Here is a 20,124-nt window from a genome sequence, read left to right on the forward strand (position 1 = left end):
TTTGGCAGTTTTTTATTATTTCCGTTCATTATCTTTTTCTGCTTCAACCCGTGCTTGAACTTTCTGTTTCAGTTCTTCCAACTCTTTTTCTTTCTTGGCCAATTCGGCTAAATCTTCATCGATTTCATGTTTTTCTTCCGTTGGTTTTGGCTTAAAGAAAAAGTTTAGTCCAATCCCGATAAAGGTTCCAATGAAGGTATCGATCACCCTTGATAAAGCAAAATAAAACGACTCTCCTTGAGGAATACTTAACGAAATCAGTAGTAAAGTAGCAATTGCCGAAATGATTCCCGAATTATTGTTCATCCCATCAGAGATGACGATCACGATTATGACTAAGAAGGGTAATAAAAACAGTTCGACCAAAAAGTCATTGGAAAAAAGATCCTTCACTAAAAAATACACGATAGCTAAACCGCCACCTAAGGTATTCCCAAGAATCCTTGATTTTCCAAATGTAAGGCTAGTTGTTAAATCTTGCCGTAATGAAAAAACGGCAGCTAAAGCCGCAATCATCGGTGCGCCCCGATCGAATACTTTAAATAAAATAATACATAGCATAACAGCTAAAGCTGTTTTCAATGTGCGCATACCTAAACGAAAAGGACCGACTTCCATGAGCTTTCTCTCCTATAATCAAGATTTAATCAGTTTTCTATTTAATGATAACCGAAATAGAGGTAAAATTACTAGTATTAAAACAAAAGATTAATCATTTTGTGAGGAGCAATCAAATGAAAATTGGATTACGAACAGTTAAAACCGCCGTGAGTGCAACCTTATCAATGATCGTTGCAGGAAGCTTGGGTCTATTATATCCTGCATCTGCTGGGATCATCTCTGTGTTGAGCGTTACCAATACCAAAAAAACCTCTTTATTGACAGGGCTGTATCGACTACTTTCTTTAGCCTTAGCCACAGCGATTGCGTATCTGTGCTTCTCTATTTTAGGGTTCAACGCCTTTGCGTTTGGTGTCTTTTTACTTTTATTTATTCCAGGAGCCGTTTATTTTAAGCTTTCAGATGGAATCGTAGTAAGTTCCGTTTTAGTGACGCAATATCTAGTTGAGCAAGATTTGTCATGGACGATTATTGGGAATGAATTTTTATTGATGACAATTGGAGTGGGTTTTGCGTTACTGATGAATTTATATATGCCGGATACAGAAAAGCGCTTAAAAGAAGATCAAGAAGTAATCGAAACGATGTTCCGTAAAATTTTGAATAATATGGCAGCTTATCTGAATCAACACGTTAAAGAGCGAGATCTATTTGAAAAGTGTAATGATTTGAAAGCCTTTATCAGAACAGGGGAAAATTGGGCGAAAAATCATGCTGAAAATCAATTAATTTCATCGAATCACTATTACATTGAGTATTTTACCATGAGGCGCCTTCAAAGCAATCATCTCAAAGATATGTTACGAATTCTTGAAAATATCACTGTTGAGCCAGAACAAGTAGGAAATATTCAAGAGTTATTACAATACACTGCCGAAACTTTTGCAGAAAATAATGATGGTCAAGAGATCTTAGATCGAATCGATCAAGTCTATGACGCGTATCGCAAAAAAGAATTGCCAAAAACGAGAGAAGAATTTGAAAATCGCGCACAATTGTTTCAGTTTTTACAAATGTTCCAATCTTTTATCGAAATCAAAGTGGAATTCGCTAAGCAGCAAATCGAAAACAAATGATGTCAACAAGATATATGAAGGGGAAGTTTTATAGATGATTCTGGTTGCTATGGATTGGAAATGTGAGTTTTTTTCGTTATTTATAAAGCAAATATTAAAGTTTAGTTACGGAATTCAAAAATCCTAGTATTTGTAAAATCAAGGTGCTATAATTTCATCAAGTTAAAAAAAGACTTTTTCTTAAATGAAACAATAAAAATAGTAACTCTCTAAAAAGGTGGAACCAGAATTAATGACTGAAAAATGGCGTGAAGATCAAGAATATATGTCTTATGTGGAAGATTTATTGGAAACCGAAGAAGTACAGCGTTTAGGGAACTACACGCAGCATGTTCACTCAACTCGTTTAGATCATTCAATCAGTGTTTCTTATTATAGTTATAAATTAGCTAAAAAATGGAATGGTGATGCCAGAGCTACAGCTCGTGCGGGTCTGTTGCATGATTTGTTCTATTACGATTGGCGTACAACGAAGTTTGATGAGGGTTCTCATGCCTATATGCATCCAAGAATTGCGGTAAAAAATGCTGAGAAGTTAACTGAACTTTCAGACTTAGAACGAGATATTATCATCAAGCATATGTGGGGGGCAACAATTGCTCCGCCGAAATACAAAGAAAGCTACATTGTTACAATGGTAGACAAATATTGCGCTGTCAAAGAAGCATCTGAACCGATGACGAATTCAGTAAAAGCAAAATGGCGTCAATATTTTCCAAGAAAACAATCTGTATAAGAAAAACATCGACTGATTTTCAAAAAGAAGATCGGTCGATGTTTTTTGCTGTCCAATTATAAACAAAATTTATAGCCTTTCGGTCAGTTGTTCCTGTTCTAAGTGCTTCAATCGCTTGATTGCCTTGAAATAGGAAGCTAACAAAACGATCACAGAACCAGCCCAAGCAAGTGGAGACGCTAAAGCAGCTCCAACAAAGCCTAGAGAGGCAGTTAAAATAATTGCTGCAAATGAACGCATAATCAACTCCATGATACCAGCTATTGTTGGGATAACACTTTGTCCAAGTCCTTGTAAGGTGTAACGAATAATGAATAAGATCGCCAATAACCAATACATACTGCCGTTGACATTGAAGTAAATTTGAGAAAGGTTTAAGACCTCAGTTTCTTTTGCACTAACAAAAAGGGTCACTAAATTTTGACCAAAGAGAACAACGATGCCGCCTGCTAAAAGACTAAAGCCAATACTCATAACCAAACATTGATTAACCCCTTGTAAAATACGCTTATATTTTTTCGCACCATAATTTTGTGCAGTAAAAGTTGCCATGGCAATACCAAAGGACATCATCGGTTGGGTAGCAAATTGCTCGATTTTTCCCGCTGCTGCTTGGGCTGCAACAACATCAGTACCTAAACTATTAAGCGCTGCTTGTAAAATAATAGCACCAATCGCGATGATTGATGATTGAAAGGCCATGGGTAACGCAATATTTAAATGTGCTCGAAACTCTTGTTTATCAATAGAAAAATCTTTTTTTCGTAATTGAAGATTAGGGATCTTCCAGCGAATATAAATTACGCAGAGGAGACTTGAAACAATTTGAGCCGTGACAGTAGCAATACCAGCTCCCGCAACACCCATATGGAAATTAAGGATCAAAATCAAATCTAAGACCACATTGATAATACTAGCAACAATCAAAAATAATAAAGGCGTACGACTATCACCTAATGCACGAATTATGTTGGAAAGCAGATTAAAAGCCATTGCCGCAAAAATTCCAGCAAAAATAATGGAAATGAAGATCTGAGCGTCATCAATGATTTCAGTTGGTGTTTGCATTAGTACTAGCATTGGACGAACAAAAATCAAACTTAAGGCAGTCAAAACAATAGTCACGATTCCGCTAATAATGATGCCTGTGGCAAAACTTTTTTTTACGCCACGATAATCTTGTCCACCAAAGCGTTGGGATGTCAAGATAGAAAGGCCAGCCGTCAAACCTTGAGCAAAGCCGATGATTAAAAACGTAATGCTACCAGTTGAGCCAACAGCTGCTAGTGCGTCTTTCCCGAGGGTCTGCCCAACAATAATCATGTCCGCCATATTATAGAATTGCTGGAAAATATTGCCAATCAATAATGGAATCGTAAAGAAAAAAATTAGTTTAGCAGGATTGCCATGTGTTAATTCTTTCAATGAAAACATCCTTTCACATTGAGAAGACCGTTCTAGAACGGTACTCTCGGCAGTTTCAAAAAAATAGCGATATCAATAGAATAAATAGAAAAAAATAAAGAAAATTTCCTATTCATAATAGCACAATATCTATCCTTTGCAAGTGCTTTATTGAGCTAAATCAAATTTTAATTTTAACCGTTTTTTTTGACTAATTCTTAGTAATAAAATGTATGTTTTTCTCGTTTCTTTTAGTAAATATTGATATAATTGACCAGCATGGAATTAAGTAGTGGTATGATAGAATAGTTGATGCCAAAATGAGGAGATGACGAAGTGGAACGCAAATTAAATATGCCGATAAAAATCAGTATTTATATGTTCAAATGGCTACTGATTGCATCCTTGATCGGAGTTGTAATGGGGACGTTATCTGCTTTTTTTCTAAAAAGCTTAGATGCAGTAACACAGATCAGATTAGATAACCCTTGGCTATTATTTTTATTACCGGTCAGTGGGGCCATTTTTGCTTTTTTATATAAAAAGTACGGAGGAAATGCCATACGAGGCAATAATCTTGTCATTGATCAAGCGAATGGTGAACAAGAAAATATCCCGTTGCGTTTGATTCCGTTGACCTTGTTCGGCACCATTACGACACATCTATTTGGTGGGTCTGTTGGGCGTGAAGGGACAGCTGTTCAAATGGGCGGAGCTACAGCAAATGCTATAGGTCAGCTTTTTCGTTTGGAAAAGATTGAACGAGAAATTGTGATCATAAGTGGGATTAGTGCGGGCTTTAGTTCTGTTTTTGGGACGCCTTTAGCAGGAACAATCTTTGGTTTGGAAGTCTTGGTAATCGGTCGTTTAAGGTCAGATGGCCTTTTTCCAAGTTTTTTTGCGGCCTTCTTTGCTAATTTTGTAACGGACTCATTTGGTGTAACACACACACACTACAACATGGGTCAAATACCAAATTGGTCTTCGCTGTTATTCGTTAAAATAATGGTCGCAGGCGTTTGCTTTGGGGTGGTTGGCTGGTTATTCAGCCGTTCGATTGTTTGGGTCAAAAAGGTCTACGCACACTGGTTTGAAAATGTTGTTTTACGAAACTTTATAGGTGGAGCGATAGTTGTAGCGGCTGTTTTTGTATTGCAAACACAACGTTACCTTGGACTAAGTTTGCCGTTATTAAAAGATGCCTTTGAAGGCACTAATCATTGGTTTGACTTTCTTGGAAAGTTATTCTTTACAGTGTTATCATTAGGTGCAGGTTATCAAGGTGGAGAAGTGACGCCGTTGTTTGAAATTGGTGCGACATTAGGAAGTAGTTTAGCGTTCGTGTTACATTTGTCAGTTCCGTTTTTAGCTGGCTTAGGTTTTATTGGTGTTTTTTCTGGAGCGACCAATACGCCGGTTGCCTGTTTTATCATGGGAATCGAGTTGTTTGGGAGTGAAGCTGCATTATTCTTTTTTATGATTTGTTTGATTAGTTATATGTGTTCTGGCAATGCTGGAATTTATTCCGCTCAAAAAATCGAAACCGAAAAAGGCAATTTATTTTTACCGATTTTGACCTATTGGCAAGATAGAAAAAAGAAATAACAAACGTGTGATAAACTATATAGTGAGGTGAAGGCATGAAAGATTATCAATACCCTTTAGACTTAGATTGGACAACTGATGAAATGGTGATCGTAACCAATTTGTGGTCAGCGGTCGAACAAGCAAATGAAACTGGGATCGATACAGGCACTTTTTTAAAGACCTATCAACAATTTAAAACGGTTGTTAAAAGTATTGGCGAAGAAAAGCGTTTAGGAAATGAGTTTCAAAAAGCATCAGGATACTCATTATATCGAACCGTTCAACAAGCTAAAAAACAGGAATCAGGTAGATTGAAACTAGGAGCTGATTAAATTGACCTCAGAAAAAATGGTTAGTCAAATCAAAGAATGGCTAAACGAAGCAGCAGGTTATATACAAGTCAGTCTAACAAATAAACTGACAGTTTCTCAAAAATCAAATAGAACGGATTTAGTCACGAATATTGATGAAGAGATACAAGCTTTTTTCATAAAAAAAATCAACCAACATTATCCAAATGATCGGATTTTAGCAGAAGAAAAAGGATTTGATACGATTGATTCTCTAAAAGGACGAGTTTGGATCATCGATCCAATCGACGGTACGATGAATTTTGTAATGGAACAAGAAAATTTTTGTATCATGATTGCGGTATATGAAGAGGAGATTGGACAACTGGGTTTTATTTATGATGTGATGAAAGATGAATTATATTGGGGCGGTAAAAATCAAGGGGTCTTTCTTAATGAGCAAAGACTAACACCGCCAAAAGATGTGGGGCTATCGGAAGGGTTACTCGGTATGAATGCGTATATGTATGGTAAAAACATTTATGCTGCGGGCGAAATCGGTCACGCCAGTATGGGAATCAGGGTTAGTGGATGTGCCGGGGTCGAGTTGATTGCCATGCTTAAAGGAAGTCATATCGGCTATATTTCTAACTTGAGTCCCTGGGATTATGCTGCAGGGTTAGTTTTACTCAATGAGTTTGGCTATCAGTATTCTAATATAGAAGGAAAACCATTGGCGTTTGCAAATCGTGAATATTTCTTAGCGGCAACACCGACAGCTTATACACAGATTTTAGAAAATTTTATTCGGCGATAACACTGTTCAGTGGTTTAAATAGAAGAAAACCAACGAGTGCTTAGCAGAAAAATATTGCATTTTTTCAGTAAATGTGTTATTTTTTCAAAAAAAGGCAATAAAATATGAAGTTTTCACAACTTTTGAAAGCTTTAGACTATATTTCATGAAAAAAGTTTGCTATAATAAACAGTCGGATTTAATGAACAAGTGACGTAAGGCAAAAGGATAAGGAGCAATTACATTGAAATACAGAGAAGATATTAGAAACGTGGCTATCATCGCCCACGTCGACCATGGTAAAACAACATTAGTAGATGAACTTTTAAAACAATCAGATACTTTAGATGGACACACACAATTACAAGAACGTGCAATGGATTCAAATGCGATTGAAAGCGAACGTGGAATCACGATTTTAGCTAAAAATACAGCAGTTGATTACAAAGGTACTCGTATCAACATCTTAGATACACCTGGACACGCGGACTTCGGTGGTGAAGTTGAGCGTATCATGAAAATGGTAGATGGTGTAGTTTTAGTCGTTGATGCCTACGAAGGAACAATGCCGCAAACTCGTTTTGTATTGAAAAAAGCATTGGAACAAAAAGTAACACCAATCGTAGTTGTAAATAAAATTGATAAACCTTCAGCACGTCCCGAGCACGTTGTTGATGAAGTTTTAGAATTATTTATTGAATTAGGCGCAGATGATGATCAATTGGATTTCCCAGTTATTTATGCATCAGCTTTAAATGGAACTTCAAGTGATTCTGATAATCCTGAAGACCAAGAAGCAACTATGGCACCTATCTTTGATCAAATCATTGCACATGTACCAGCTCCAGTGGATAACTCAGATGAGCCATTACAATTCCAAGTATCATTATTAGATTATAATGACTATGTTGGACGTATCGGTATTGGCCGTGTGTTCCGTGGAACAATGAAAGTTGGCGACCAAGTTGCTTTGATGAAATTAGATGGTAGTGTCAAAAATTTCCGTGTAACTAAAATCTTTGGTTTCTTTGGCTTGCAACGTGTTGAAATCAACGAAGCCAAAGCTGGCGATTTAATTGCCGTTTCTGGTATGGAAGATATCTTTGTTGGTGAAACAGTTGCTGACGTGGCACATCAAGAAGCATTACCAATTTTGCACATTGATGAACCAACATTGCAAATGACATTTTTAGTCAATAATTCACCATTTGCAGGTCGTGAAGGTAAATATGTAACGTCTCGTAAAATCGAAGAACGTTTAATGTCTGAACTACAAACAGATGTATCTTTACGCGTAGAACCAATCGGACCAGATTCTTGGACCGTATCTGGTCGTGGAGAATTACATTTATCAATCTTGATTGAAAATATGCGTCGTGAAGGATACGAATTGCAAGTTTCTCGTCCAGAAGTTATCGAACGTGAAATCGAAGGCGTAAAATGTGAGCCGTTTGAGCGTGTTCAAATTGATACGCCAGAAGAATATATGGGTAGTGTTATCGAGTCATTAAGCTTACGTAAAGGTGAAATGCAAGATATGATCCACACTGGTAATGGGCAAATCCGTTTGATTTTCTTAGCACCAGCTCGTGGTTTGATCGGTTATACAACTGAATTCTTGTCAATGACTCGTGGATACGGCATCATGCACCATACATTCGATCAATACTTACCAATGATTCAAGGTACAATTGGCGGACGCCATCAAGGTGCATTGGTTTCAATCGATACAGGTAAAGCAACAACTTACAGTATCATGAGTATTGAAGAACGTGGAACGGTCTTTGTTGAACCAACTACTGATGTATATGAAGGAATGATCATTGGTGAAAACAACCGTGATAATGACTTGACTGTAAACATCACAAGAGCAAAACAAATGACTAACGTTCGTTCTGCTAATAAAGACCAAACATCAGTTATCAAAAAAGCAAAAATCCTTACATTGGAAGAATCATTAGAATTCTTGAATGATGATGAATATTGTGAAGTAACACCAGAAAACATTCGTTTAAGAAAACAAATTCTTAATAAAAACGAACGTGAAAAAGCTAGTAAAAAGAAAAAAGTAGCTGAATAAATTAAAAAGCTGAATAGATGGAACAAGACTTAAAAAGTTTTGTTCCATCTTTTTTGTGGATAACTTTAATGAATAGCGAAAGAAAAGACGTATCTTAACAATAAGAACCTTGATAAATGTAGGTTTTGCTATTTTTAGAAAATCCAATGGTGTTTCACACGTAGTAAATTGTTTCACAGTGAGTAAATCCTCCCTTGAATTGCCGTATAGCCCATGCTAAAATAACAACCAGACACGAGGAACGGAGAGAATTTCATGATTGACATCAAAGAGCTACTGAAAGAAAAATTTGGATATGACGAATTTCGTCAAGGACAAGAAAAAATCATCAATCATGTTTTACATAAAGAAAATGTTCTTGGGATTATGCCTACAGGCGGAGGGAAATCGATTTGTTATCAGCTACCAGCGCTTATGCTAGAAAACTTAACTTTGGTGATTTCGCCATTAATTTCTTTGATGAAAGACCAAGTCGATGCTTTAAATATGATGGGGATTCCTGCGACATTTATTAATAGTACAATTTCCCAACAAGAAATGAACAAACGGGTTCAAATGGCAGTTAATCGCGAAGTCAAGCTTTTATATGTAGCACCTGAGCGGTTAGAATCCTTTGATTTTCAGCAACTGTTATTACATGTTCCAATTGATCTACTAGCGGTGGATGAAGCGCACTGTATTTCACAATGGGGACATGACTTTCGTCCAAGTTACCTACGTTTAGCTGAGATCATTGAGCAATTTCAGCAGCAACCGGCAGTTATTGCATTAACTGCGACAGCAACGCCTCAAGTAGCAGAAGATATCCTTAAACAATTGCATATTCCAAAAGAGAATCAAGTCCAGACGGGTTTTGCCAGAGAGAACTTATCCTTTCAAGTGGTTAAAGACCAAAATCGTGATGTCTTTCTATTAGAGTATTTGAAATTGAACCAAGGACAATCAGGTATTGTTTATGCAAGCACTAGAAAAGAAGTAGAGCGGATTTATCATTTACTTCAAAGCAAAAAAATCGCTGTAGGGATGTATCATGGTGGGATGAATGAGAAACAACGTAATCATAATCAAGAAGAATTTCTATTTGATAAACTCCAAGTAATGGTTGCAACCAATGCGTTTGGTATGGGGATCAATAAAAGTAATGTCCGTTTTGTTATCCATGCTCAAATTCCAGGCAATATTGAATCTTACTATCAAGAAGCCGGTCGTGCTGGTCGAGACGGACTTCCAAGTGATTCCGTGTTATTATATGCACCGCAAGATCTTCAAATCCAACAGTTTTTTATTGATCAATCCGAAATGACGATCGACTATAAACAAAAAGAATATATGAAATTAAGAGAAATGTCTCAATATGCCAATGCCCAAATGTGCCTTCAAAAGTTTATTTTACGTTACTTTGGCGAGAAAGGGTTTGACTGTGGTCGGTGTTCTAATTGCTTGGATGAGCGGGAATTAGTGGATATCACAGTGGATGTTCAAAAAGTACTTTCTTGTGTGAAGCGAATGGGTGAAAAATTTGGTAAGGGCTTAGTTGGGAAAGTCTTAACTGGCTCCAAAGATCAAAAAATCGATCAGTGGCACTTTAATCGTTTGCCTACTTATGGCTTGATGAAGGATCGGACACAAAAAGAAGTCAATCAACTAATCGACTATCTAACAGCAGAAAGATACTTGAATCCATCAGATGGACAATATCCATTGTTGTCTGTTTCGCCAACAGGAGTCCAAGTTCTGTTAGGACAGCAGACAGTTTTTAGAAAAGAAGATCAGCGCGTTCGCAAGGTCGTAGTCAATGACGGACTCTTTGAAACCTTGAGAGAATTAAGAATGGATCTAGCGCAAGAAGCAGGAGTACCGCCATACCTGATTTTTTCAGATAGTACTTTGAAAGAAATGTGCGAAAAACTACCTAAAAATTCAATTCAGTTACTACAGGTAAAAGGTGTAGGTCAGAATAAATTGGATAAATACGGCGAAAAATTTCTGGCGGCAATTGAAACATTCAAACAATTAGAAGAAAAAGATTCAACTATTCATTGAGTGTATTGAATCAATTAAAAAAAGTTAGAGTTCTGCTCTAACTTTTTTATTATCTGTTGATTTCATTTAGGGTAAACTGCAAAGCGCTGATCTTTTAACGGAATGATTTGGATCGGTTCTGCATAAAAGTCAGCAAAGGTTTCTTCATTAAATAATTCACTTTGAGTGCCTTTGGCGAAAATTTCTCCATCTTTCAAGAGCATTAAGTGATCAAAACAGGGCAAAATCTCTTCTGTGTGGTGAGTAACATAGAGCAATGTCGGATGATTTTCTTGCTGGGCAATCCGTTCAATTTGTGATAACAGTTTTTCTCTTGCAAATAAATCTAGACCGTTGCACGGTTCATCGAGAATCAATAATTCTGGATTTGTCATCAATGCTCTGGAAATCAATACTAATTGGCGTTCACCTTGAGATAATACTTCATATTTTTTACCGATCAGTGATTCACCGCCAGCATTTTTCAAAATTGTTTTTGCTTGTTCTAGCTCGTCCTTACTATATTGTTGGTAAAGACCGATACTAGCAAATTTTCCGGAAAGGACGATTCTTTCAGCTGTTTCCCAGTTCTTCATACGATACTGTAAAGCTGTACTGACCCAACCAATTCGTCGTTGCAGCTCGGGGATCGAAGCTTGGCCAAATACTTGATCTAAAACCTCTAAGCGTCCTTTAGATGGCCACAAGTAGCCGCAGATCAATTGTAGTAGTAATGTTTTGCCAGCGCCGTTCAGTCCGAGAATAGCCCAGTTATCAGTTGATTCTACTGACCAATTTACGTTATTTAACAACGACTTTTTATCCCGAATAAATGAGACGTTTTTAAATTCAAATGCTTTCATACTAACTCCTCCTTTGCCTTATTTTACCATTAAAAATCAGGATTAAAAGAGACTCGTTTGAAAAAAATTGAAAGAAGAAAACACTGTCAAGAAAATTTCGTTGACAAAGCTTTCATCCCCCTGTATAATTGCTTTTGTTGCGTTATGAGGTGATGAATATGAAATGGTCTTTACTAGAACTAAACAAATACAAAGACAAACCGTGTGATTTTTCAGAGACACTAGATTTGAAAGAGTCCCTGATGAGTAGAGATAATTTGATTCTAGATGTTAGTCCCGTTAAAGCAACCGGGATCTTAACAGTAGGAAAAGAAGAGTATTTGCTTCATTATAGAATTGATGTTATTGTAACAGTTCCATCTTCACGTTCTTTAACACCTGTTCCTCTAACACTTGCGATTGATGTTGATGAGGTCTTTATGACTCCTGAACAATATCAGCAAAGAGATGAACGTTTGGCAGATGAAGAAATCATTTTGTTGGAAAAACCAACAATTGATTTAGATGAGTCAGTCGAAGATAACATTCTTTTGTCTATTCCAATCCAAGTATTATCAGAAGAAGAACAATCAAGTCAGGACATGCCTAAAGGTAATGACTGGGAAGTTCTGTCTGAAGCGGATTATGCACAAAAAAGACAAGAAGAAGCACAACAAACAATGGATCCTCGTCTTGCTAAACTATCTGAATTATTCAGTGATTCCACTGATGAGGATGACAAGCAGTAAGATTGGAATATATCGTGCATTTTATGCACACATCTTTACAAGGAGGTGGAACACTAATGGCAGTACCAGCTAGAAGAACTTCAAAAGCTAAAAAGGGCAAACGCCGTACTCATTACAAATTAACGATTAAAGGTTTGAATGCATGTTCAAACTGTGGTGAAATGAGAAAAAGCCATCACGTATGTCCAGCATGTGGTCATTACGATGGAAAAGACGTAATCTCTAAAGAAGCATAAAACATTTTTTTGAAAATGTTAAAATCCCTTAGGCTAACCATGGAGCCTAGGGGATTTATTTTTTTACTAAAGATAATCGATTTGAGCGACAATTGTCTGTAATTGTCCAAATTAAAAAAATAAACAAGAATAAATAAAATTAATTGAACTATTTTGTTTTCATATCAAGCATTCTACGTTATAATGATGTAGATTATAAGAAAATTCTAATGAACTTCTTTTCAAAGATAGTGGGAGGATACAAGATGACAAAACAACAATTTGGTGTAGTCGGAATGGCTGTAATGGGAAAAAATTTAGCCTTAAATATCGAAAGTAGAGGCTATTCAGTTGCTCTATTTAATCGTACAGGTTCAAAAACAACGGATGTCGTTGAAGAACATCCAGATAAGAATTTTAAAGCGACTTATACTATTGAAGAGTTTGTAGACTCTATTGAAAAACCTCGCCGTATTATGTTGATGGTTCAAGCTGGTTTTGCAACAGATGCGACGATTCAAGAATTATTGCCTCATTTAGATAAAGGGGATATCTTGATCGATGGCGGGAATACTTTCTTTAAAGATACGATTCGTAGAAATGAAGAATTAGCTAATTCAGGGATCAACTTTATCGGGACTGGTGTTTCCGGTGGTGAAGAAGGTGCGCTAAAAGGTCCTTCAATCATGCCTGGTGGTCAAAAAGAAGCTTATGAATTAGTAGCGCCGATTTTAGAAAAAATTTCGGCTAAAGCAGAAGACGGCGAAGCATGTGTTACCTATATTGGTCCTAATGGTGCTGGTCATTATGTTAAAATGGTGCACAACGGTATCGAATATGGTGATATGCAGCTGATCGCTGAATCGTATGACTTGATGAAAAATATTCTTGGTGTTTCAGTTGATGAAATGGCAGAAATTTTCAAAGAATGGAATCAAGGGGAATTAGATAGTTATCTTGTAGAGATCACAGCAGATATTTTGACACGTATTGACGATGAAGGAACAGGAAAACCAATCGTTGATGTTATTATGGATGCTGCTGGCAATAAAGGAACAGGTAAATGGACAAGTCAAAGTGCTTTGGATTTAGGTGTACCATTACCGTTGATCACTGAGTCAGTTTTTGCGCGTTTCATTTCCGCTTATAAAGATGAACGTGTCAAAGCAAGTAAAGTTTTAGCAAAACCTGAAGCACCTGCATACCAAGGTGATAAGAAGGAACTGATCGAAAAAATTCGTGAAGCTCTTTACTTCAGTAAAATCATGAGTTATGCGCAAGGGTTTGCTCAATTGCGTGTTGCTTCTGAGGATTACAAGTGGGACTTGCCGTTTGGTGATATCGCTAAAATCTGGCGTGCAGGTTGTATCATCCGTGCTCAGTTCTTGCAAAAGATCACTGATGCATACGATAAAAATCCAACAATTGAAAACTTACTGTTAGATGAGTACTTTATTGATATTACCAAACGATATCAACAATCTGTTCGTGACGTCGTATCAATTGCCGTTCAAGCGGGAGTGCCAGTTCCAACGTTTGCATCAGCTATTGCTTATTACGATTCTTACAGATCAGAGCGTTTACCAGCAAATCTGATCCAAGCCCAAAGAGATTACTTTGGTGCACACACGTATCAACGTACGGATAAAGAAGGTACTTACCATTATAGTTGGTATAACGAAGAATAATATGTTGGAAAACCATGGGATACAAAGATTTCTCATGGTTTTCTCTCTTTAATATGTTAAAAATGGGTTGTTACTAGCTTTTTGAGTTAAAAGTGGGTATAATGGGTAGGCTTTAAGATAGCTTTTAAAGAGAAAGGACAAATAACCAATGAGTAATATTCTAATTATTGAAGATGAAAAAAACTTAGCGCGTTTTGTAGAACTGGAGTTGAAACACGAAGGTTACACTACAGAAGTTCACTACAATGGACGTACTGGTTTAGAAGCGGCTTTAAATAATGATTGGGATGCTATCCTTTTAGATTTAATGTTGCCTGAATTGAACGGGCTTGAAGTTTGTCGACGTGTACGCCAAGTGAAAAATACACCAATCATCATGATGACCGCACGTGATTCAGTGATCGATCGTGTATCAGGCTTAGACCATGGAGCAGACGACTATATTGTAAAACCATTTGCCATAGAAGAATTGTTAGCACGCTTACGCGCATTACTTCGTCGAATCGATATCGAAGGAGATAAAAACGTGGCCAAACAAACAACGATTACTTATCGTGATTTAACGATTGAAAAAGAAAATCGTGTTGTTCGCCGTAACTCTGAAATGATTGAACTCACTAAGCGTGAATATGAATTATTATTAACATTGATGGAAAATGTAAATGTTGTATTAGCTCGTGATGTACTATTAAATAAAGTCTGGGGTTATGAAACAGAAGTCGAAACAAACGTTGTCGACGTTTATATCCGTTATTTACGTAATAAAATTGATGTTCCAGGCGAGGAGAGCTACATTCAAACTGTTCGTGGAACAGGTTATGTGATGCGCTCGTGAAAACAGTAAAAATGAAAAAAGCAGTAAAAAAAGAACTGAAGGGGCCCTCATTAACAATCAAGTGGGCTTCTGCAAGTTCTTTCTTCATATTTGTAGTATTTACTATTTTTGCTGTGATTACTTATAAATCTTCCGTGAATCTAATCGTTGAGAAAGAACGAGAAAATGTTGAAAGAACCGTTGCCGAGGTAGGAAATCGTTTAGCCAATGCCGAAGAAAATCTTACAGTTTCTGATGTTTATGACAGATTAAAAACGCCTAGTGTTGATGAAACGGACTTAGACAATAAAAAGATCTCCGTAGAAGGATCACTGATGGAGATGGATACTATGCTTTCGGAGTTAGGACAACCAGCACTGTTTTTATCTGTGTATGATAAGAACGGAAAGTTAGTATTCGAAACACAGAAGGTTCAAAGCAAACTGGTGAAAGAAGAAAAGCAAGGTGCTGAAATTAGGACATTAAATGACAAAACCGGTTTTTTGATCATTCAACCTGTATACTCAAAAGATAACAGGGAACAAGTCGGTTATATACAAGCTTTTTATGAACTATCTTCTTTTTATGACATTCGAAATCGTTTATTGCTAACACTAATCGTTTTAGAAATAATCTCATTGATTCTAAGTAGTGTTTTAGGATTCATTTTATCCACTTACTTCTTGAAACCATTAAAGGTTTTGAGAGATACAATGGATACTATCAGAAAGGATCCGCAGTCGGATATCCATATGCCGGATATCCACTCTAATGATGAATTAGCTGATCTGGCCGAAATCTTTAATGAAATGTTGGATCGTATGAGACGTTATATTGAGCAGCAAGAGCAGTTTGTGGAAGATGTTTCTCATGAATTACGCACACCAGTTGCGATTATTGAAGGACATCTGAATTTACTTAATCGCTGGGGGAAAGAAGATCCTGAAGTCTTAGATGAATCTTTAGAAGCTAGCTTGCAGGAAATTGTACGTATGAAGAGTTTAGTTCAAGAAATGTTAGATCTTTCTCGTGCTGAACAAGTCGATGTTCAGTATCCAAACCATACATCCAATGCCAAGCAAGTTGTTTATCAAGTGTTTAACAATTTTAAAATTTTATATCCGGATTTTGTTATTACGTTAGACGATGACTTACTGCAGGAAGTAACATTAGGGATTTATCGAAATCACTTTGAACAGCTTTTGGTAATTGTTCTGGATAATGCAATGAAATATTCAACAACTCGCAAAGAAGTTCATATTTCAATTTCAAAAACGTTAAGTGAATTTGAAATTGCTATCCAAGATTTTGGTGAAGGGATTCCAGAAGAAGATCTAGCTAAAATATTTAATCGCTTTTATCGAGTTGATAAAGCCAGAGCACGGAATAAAGGTGGAAATGGTTTAGGGCTCTCGATTGCTAAGCAACTTGTAGAAAATTATAAAGGAAGAATAGATGCTGAAAGTGTTGTTCATCAAGGAACGATTTTTAGGATTTACATTCCAATAGTAGAAAAAAATGAAAATGCAGAGTAGAGGTTAAAAACCTCTACTTTTTTTAAAGCATTTAACCGAATAATGAGCTTGAAATGATGCTCAATGATACAGAAAAAACGAATACTAAAATAAAGTTCAATCGATTTGTTCGCCAAGAAAAAAAAGAATCAAAAATAGACATATTCTAGTTGCATTTTATAATAAGTATTGTTATATTTATACATGTTCTGGTGATTGAACTTCATTCGTATAAAGAAAGAAAAAAAGATTTTTTTCTTCTTGACGAACGAAAGATAATTATGATAGAATAACAAAGTTGTTAATTCAAAACAGCTAAAACATCTTGAGAAATCAAGAAAAAAAGTTGTTGACAAATAACAAGTAACCTGATAAACTAATGAAGTTGTCACGAAACAATTGATGACATCGAGCAGAAAAAAACTTTGAAACTTTTTTAAAAAAGTGTTGACATCAAATCAAAGATTTGATATGATATAAAAGTTGCTGCGAGGTAACACAGTAGACCTTTGAAAACTGAACAAAGTAAGACGAACCAAATGTGTAGGTTGTTTTTACAACGGTAAAAACAAACAACAATTTTTAACAAGCAAGCAATATGCTAGCAACCAAATGAGCTTATCGATCGCAAGATCGTGTTCAACTTTTATTATGAGAGTTTGATCCTGGCTCAGGACGAACGCTGGCGGCGTGCCTAATACATGCAAGTCGAACGCTTCTTTTCTACCGAGTGCTTGCACTCATTTGAAAAGAGGAGTGGCGGACGGGTGAGTAACACGTGGGTAACCTACCCATCAGAGGGGGATAACACTTGGAAACAGGTGCTAATACCGCATAACAGTCGACACCGCATGGTGTTGATTTGAAAGGCGCTTTCGGGTGTCACTGATGGATGGACCCGCGGTGCATTAGCTAGTTGGTGAGGTAACGGCTCACCAAGGCCATGATGCATAGCCGACCTGAGAGGGTGATCGGCCACACTGGGACTGAGACACGGCCCAGACTCCTACGGGAGGCAGCAGTAGGGAATCTTCGGCAATGGACGAAAGTCTGACCGAGCAACGCCGCGTGAGTGAAGAAGGTTTTCGGATCGTAAAACTCTGTTGTTAGAGAAGAACAAGTAGGAGAGTAACTGCTCTTACCTTGACGGTATCTAACCAGAAAGCCACGGCTAACTACGTGCCAGCAGCCGCGGTAATACGTAGGTGGCAAGCGTTGTCCGGATTTATTGGGCGTAAAGCGAGCGCAGGCGGTTTCTTAAGTCTGATGTGAAAGCCCCCGGCTCAACCGGGGAGGGTCATTGGAAACTGGGAGACTTGAGTGCAGAAGAGGAGAGTGGAATTCCATGTGTAGCGGTGAAATGCGTAGATATATGGAGGAACACCAGTGGCGAAGGCGACTCTCTGGTCTGTAACTGACGCTGAGGCTCGAAAGCGTGGGGAGCAAACAGGATTAGATACCCTGGTAGTCCACGCCGTAAACGATGAGTGCTAAGTGTTGGAGGGTTTCCGCCCTTCAGTGCTGCAGCTAACGCATTAAGCACTCCGCCTGGGGAGTACGACCGCAAGGTTGAAACTCAAAGGAATTGACGGGGGCCCGCACAAGCGGTGGAGCATGTGGTTTAATTCGAAGCAACGCGAAGAACCTTACCAGGTCTTGACATCCTTTGACCGCTTGAGAGATCAAGTCTTCCCTTCGGGGACAAAGTGACAGGTGGTGCATGGTTGTCGTCAGCTCGTGTCGTGAGATGTTGGGTTAAGTCCCGCAACGAGCGCAACCCTTATTGTTAGTTGCCATCATTCAGTTGGGCACTCTAGCGAGACTGCCGGTGACAAACCGGAGGAAGGTGGGGATGACGTCAAATCATCATGCCCCTTATGACCTGGGCTACACACGTGCTACAATGGGAAGTACAACGAGTCGCTAGGCCGCGAGGTCATGCAAATCTCTTAAAGCTTCTCTCAGTTCGGATTGTAGGCTGCAACTCGCCTACATGAAGCCGGAATCGCTAGTAATCGCGGATCAGCACGCCGCGGTGAATACGTTCCCGGGCCTTGTACACACCGCCCGTCACACCACGAAAGTTTGTAACACCCGAAGTCGGTGAGGTAACCCTTGTGGAGCCAGCCGCCTAAGGTGGGATAGATGATTGGGGTGAAGTCGTAACAAGGTAGCCGTATCGGAAGGTGCGGCTGGATCACCTCCTTTCTAAGGAATATTACGGAAACTTACACATTCGTCGCTACTTTGTTCAGTTTTGAGAGGTTTACTCTCAAGTAAATAGGTATTAAGGGGCCTTAGCTCAGCTGGGAGAGCGCCTGCTTTGCACGCAGGAGGTCAGCGGTTCGATCCCGCTAGGCTCCATTAGTAACCAATGAGTTACTAAGTATTGTTCATTGAAAACTGGATATTGAAGTAAAAAAGTAATCAAAACAAACCGAGAACACCGCGTTGAATGAGTTTTTTAAGTAAAATAGTTCGAATGCTTATTTTATTGGTCACGCCTCTATCGCTAGAGAAACGAACCAAACAAAACCGATCGTAAGATCGTAAGGTTAAGTGAATAAGGGCGCACGGTGGATGCCTTGGCATTAGGAGCCGATGAAGGACGGGACTAACACCGATATGCTTTGGGGAGCTGTAAGTGAGCTATGATCCAGAGATTTCCGAATGGGGAAACCCAGCATCTTTTATAGGATGTTACTATTCAGTGAATACATAGCTGGATAGAGGTAGACGCAGAGAACTGAAACATCTAAGTACCTGCAGGAAGAGAAAGAAAATTCGATTCCCTGAGTAGCGGCGAGCGAAACGGGAAGAGCCCAAACCAACAAGCTTGCTTGTTGGGGTTGTAGGACTCCGTTATGGTAGTCTGTCAAGATAGTCGAAGAACCTGGAAAGGTTCGCCAAAGTGGGTAATAGCCCCGTAGACGAAATGTTGGCAACACCTAGGAGGATCCTGAGTACGGCGGAACACGAGAAATTCCGTCGGAATCCGCGGGGACCATCCCGCAAGGCTAAATACTCCCTAATGACCGATAGTGAACCAGTACCGTGAGGGAAAGGTGAAAAGCACCCCGGAAGGGGAGTGAAATAGATCCTGAAACCGTGTGCCTACAACAAGTCAAAGCCCGTTAATGGGTGATGGCGTGCCTTTTGTAGAATGAACCGGCGAGTTACGATTGCATGCGAGGTTAAGGTGAAGAGCCGGAGCCGCAGCGAAAGCGAGTCTGAATAGGGCGAATGAGTATGTAGTCGTAGACCCGAAACCATGTGATCTACCCATGGCCAGGTTGAAGGTGTGGTAAAACGCACTGGAGGACCGAACCCACGTACGTTGAAAAGTGCGGGGATGAGCTGTGGGTAGCGGAGAAATTCCAAACGAACTTGGAGATAGCTGGTTCTCTCCGAAATAGCTTTAGGGCTAGCCTCGGAATTAAGAATGATGGAGGTAGAGCACTGTTTGGACTAGGGGCCCATCTCGGGTTACCGAATTCAGATAAACTCCGAATGCCATTCATTTATATCCGGGAGTCAGACTGCGAGTGATAAGATCCGTAGTCGAAAGGGAAACAGCCCAGACCACCAGCTAAGGTCCCAAAATAACTATTAAGTGGAAAAGGATGTGGGGTTGCACAGACAACTAGGATGTTGGCTCAGAAGCAGCCACCATTTAAAGAGTGCGTAATA

15 protein-coding genes, 1 tRNA gene and 2 rRNA genes (1 of these 18 running past the window's edge) are annotated in these 20,124 nt (G+C 38.5%); 15 read left to right on the forward strand and 3 right to left on the reverse strand.

Annotated features, from left to right (window positions below):
- Positions 1-15: 15 nt before the first annotated feature.
- Positions 16-618, reverse strand: a complete 603-nt coding sequence (locus A5866_RS01360) for an FUSC family protein (protein WP_086281458.1) — start codon at positions 616-618, stop codon at positions 16-18.
- A 116-nt stretch (positions 619-734) separates the two neighbouring features.
- Between A5866_RS01360 and A5866_RS01365 the strand changes: the two genes are divergently transcribed.
- Both A5866_RS01365 and A5866_RS01370 read left to right on the forward strand, forming a co-directional pair.
- Positions 735-1,697 carry an aromatic acid exporter family protein gene (locus tag A5866_RS01365; protein ID WP_086281456.1) on the forward strand — a complete coding sequence of 321 codons (963 nt, stop codon included), beginning with the start codon at positions 735-737 and terminating at the stop codon, positions 1,695-1,697.
- A 232-nt stretch (positions 1,698-1,929) separates the two neighbouring features.
- A complete protein-coding gene (locus A5866_RS01370; protein ID WP_010771925.1) occupies positions 1,930-2,433 on the forward strand; it encodes an HD domain-containing protein in 504 nt (167 codons plus the stop codon).
- Positions 2,434-2,502: 69 nt separating this feature from the next.
- Here A5866_RS01370 and A5866_RS01375 read toward each other — a convergent pair whose 3' ends face one another.
- Positions 2,503-3,858, reverse strand: coding sequence for an MATE family efflux transporter (locus A5866_RS01375; protein WP_086444592.1), 1,356 nt, complete (start codon positions 3,856-3,858; stop codon positions 2,503-2,505).
- Between the two features lie 315 nt (positions 3,859-4,173).
- Between A5866_RS01375 and A5866_RS01380 the strand changes: the two genes are divergently transcribed.
- The 5 genes from A5866_RS01380 (at position 4,174) to recQ (ending at position 10,633) form a co-directional block, all read left to right on the forward strand.
- Positions 4,174-5,442 carry a voltage-gated chloride channel family protein gene (locus A5866_RS01380; RefSeq protein WP_086444591.1) on the forward strand — a complete coding sequence of 423 codons (1,269 nt, stop codon included), beginning with the start codon at positions 4,174-4,176 and terminating at the stop codon, positions 5,440-5,442.
- Positions 5,443-5,477: 35 nt separating this feature from the next.
- A complete protein-coding gene (locus tag A5866_RS01385) occupies positions 5,478-5,756 on the forward strand; it encodes a UPF0223 family protein (protein ID WP_086281451.1) in 279 nt (92 codons plus the stop codon).
- Between the two features lies 1 nt (position 5,757).
- Positions 5,758-6,531, forward strand: a complete 774-nt coding sequence (locus A5866_RS01390; RefSeq protein ID WP_086281450.1) for an inositol monophosphatase family protein — start codon at positions 5,758-5,760, stop codon at positions 6,529-6,531.
- A gap of 223 nt (positions 6,532-6,754) precedes the next feature.
- On the forward strand, positions 6,755-8,590 hold the full coding sequence (gene typA, locus A5866_RS01395) for a translational GTPase TypA (RefSeq protein WP_086281448.1): 1,836 nt from the start codon (positions 6,755-6,757) through the stop codon (positions 8,588-8,590).
- Positions 8,591-8,845: 255 nt separating this feature from the next.
- Positions 8,846-10,633 carry a DNA helicase RecQ gene (gene recQ / locus A5866_RS01400; protein ID WP_086444590.1) on the forward strand — a complete coding sequence of 596 codons (1,788 nt, stop codon included), beginning with the start codon at positions 8,846-8,848 and terminating at the stop codon, positions 10,631-10,633.
- 62 nt (positions 10,634-10,695) lie between these two features.
- Here recQ and A5866_RS01405 read toward each other — a convergent pair whose 3' ends face one another.
- The gene (locus tag A5866_RS01405; RefSeq protein WP_086444589.1) at positions 10,696-11,475 is read right to left on the reverse strand and encodes an ABC transporter ATP-binding protein; all 780 of its coding nucleotides are present in this window, start codon (positions 11,473-11,475) and stop codon (positions 10,696-10,698) included.
- A gap of 158 nt (positions 11,476-11,633) precedes the next feature.
- On the opposite strand from A5866_RS01405, the gene A5866_RS01410 reads away from it, so the two are divergent.
- The 8 genes from A5866_RS01410 to A5866_RS01445 all read left to right on the forward strand — a co-directional run.
- Positions 11,634-12,203, forward strand: coding sequence for a YceD family protein (locus A5866_RS01410; protein ID WP_086444588.1), 570 nt, complete (start codon positions 11,634-11,636; stop codon positions 12,201-12,203).
- A gap of 56 nt (positions 12,204-12,259) precedes the next feature.
- On the forward strand, positions 12,260-12,439 hold the full coding sequence (gene rpmF, locus A5866_RS01415; protein ID WP_010763436.1) for a 50S ribosomal protein L32: 180 nt from the start codon (positions 12,260-12,262) through the stop codon (positions 12,437-12,439).
- A gap of 245 nt (positions 12,440-12,684) precedes the next feature.
- Positions 12,685-14,106 carry an NADP-dependent phosphogluconate dehydrogenase gene (gndA, locus tag A5866_RS01420; protein WP_086281439.1) on the forward strand — a complete coding sequence of 474 codons (1,422 nt, stop codon included), beginning with the start codon at positions 12,685-12,687 and terminating at the stop codon, positions 14,104-14,106.
- 148 nt (positions 14,107-14,254) lie between these two features.
- On the forward strand, positions 14,255-14,941 hold the full coding sequence (locus A5866_RS01425; protein ID WP_010765234.1) for a response regulator transcription factor: 687 nt from the start codon (positions 14,255-14,257) through the stop codon (positions 14,939-14,941).
- 11 nt (positions 14,942-14,952) lie between these two features.
- Positions 14,953-16,455, forward strand: coding sequence for a HAMP domain-containing sensor histidine kinase (locus A5866_RS01430; RefSeq protein ID WP_086445527.1), 1,503 nt, complete (start codon positions 14,953-14,955; stop codon positions 16,453-16,455).
- 626 nt (positions 16,456-17,081) lie between these two features.
- Positions 17,082-18,642 (forward strand): 16S ribosomal RNA (locus A5866_RS01435).
- An 83-nt stretch (positions 18,643-18,725) separates the two neighbouring features.
- A tRNA-Ala gene (locus A5866_RS01440) sits at positions 18,726-18,798 on the forward strand.
- Between the two features lie 189 nt (positions 18,799-18,987).
- Positions 18,988-20,124 (forward strand): 23S ribosomal RNA (locus tag A5866_RS01445) (it continues 1,775 nt past the right edge of the window).
- Together the 16S and 23S rRNA genes with 1 tRNA gene alongside form the textbook arrangement of a ribosomal RNA operon.

It is taken from the genome of Enterococcus sp. 12C11_DIV0727, from assembly GCF_002148425.2.
Taxonomy (GTDB): domain Bacteria; phylum Bacillota; class Bacilli; order Lactobacillales; family Enterococcaceae; genus Enterococcus_L; species Enterococcus_L lemimoniae.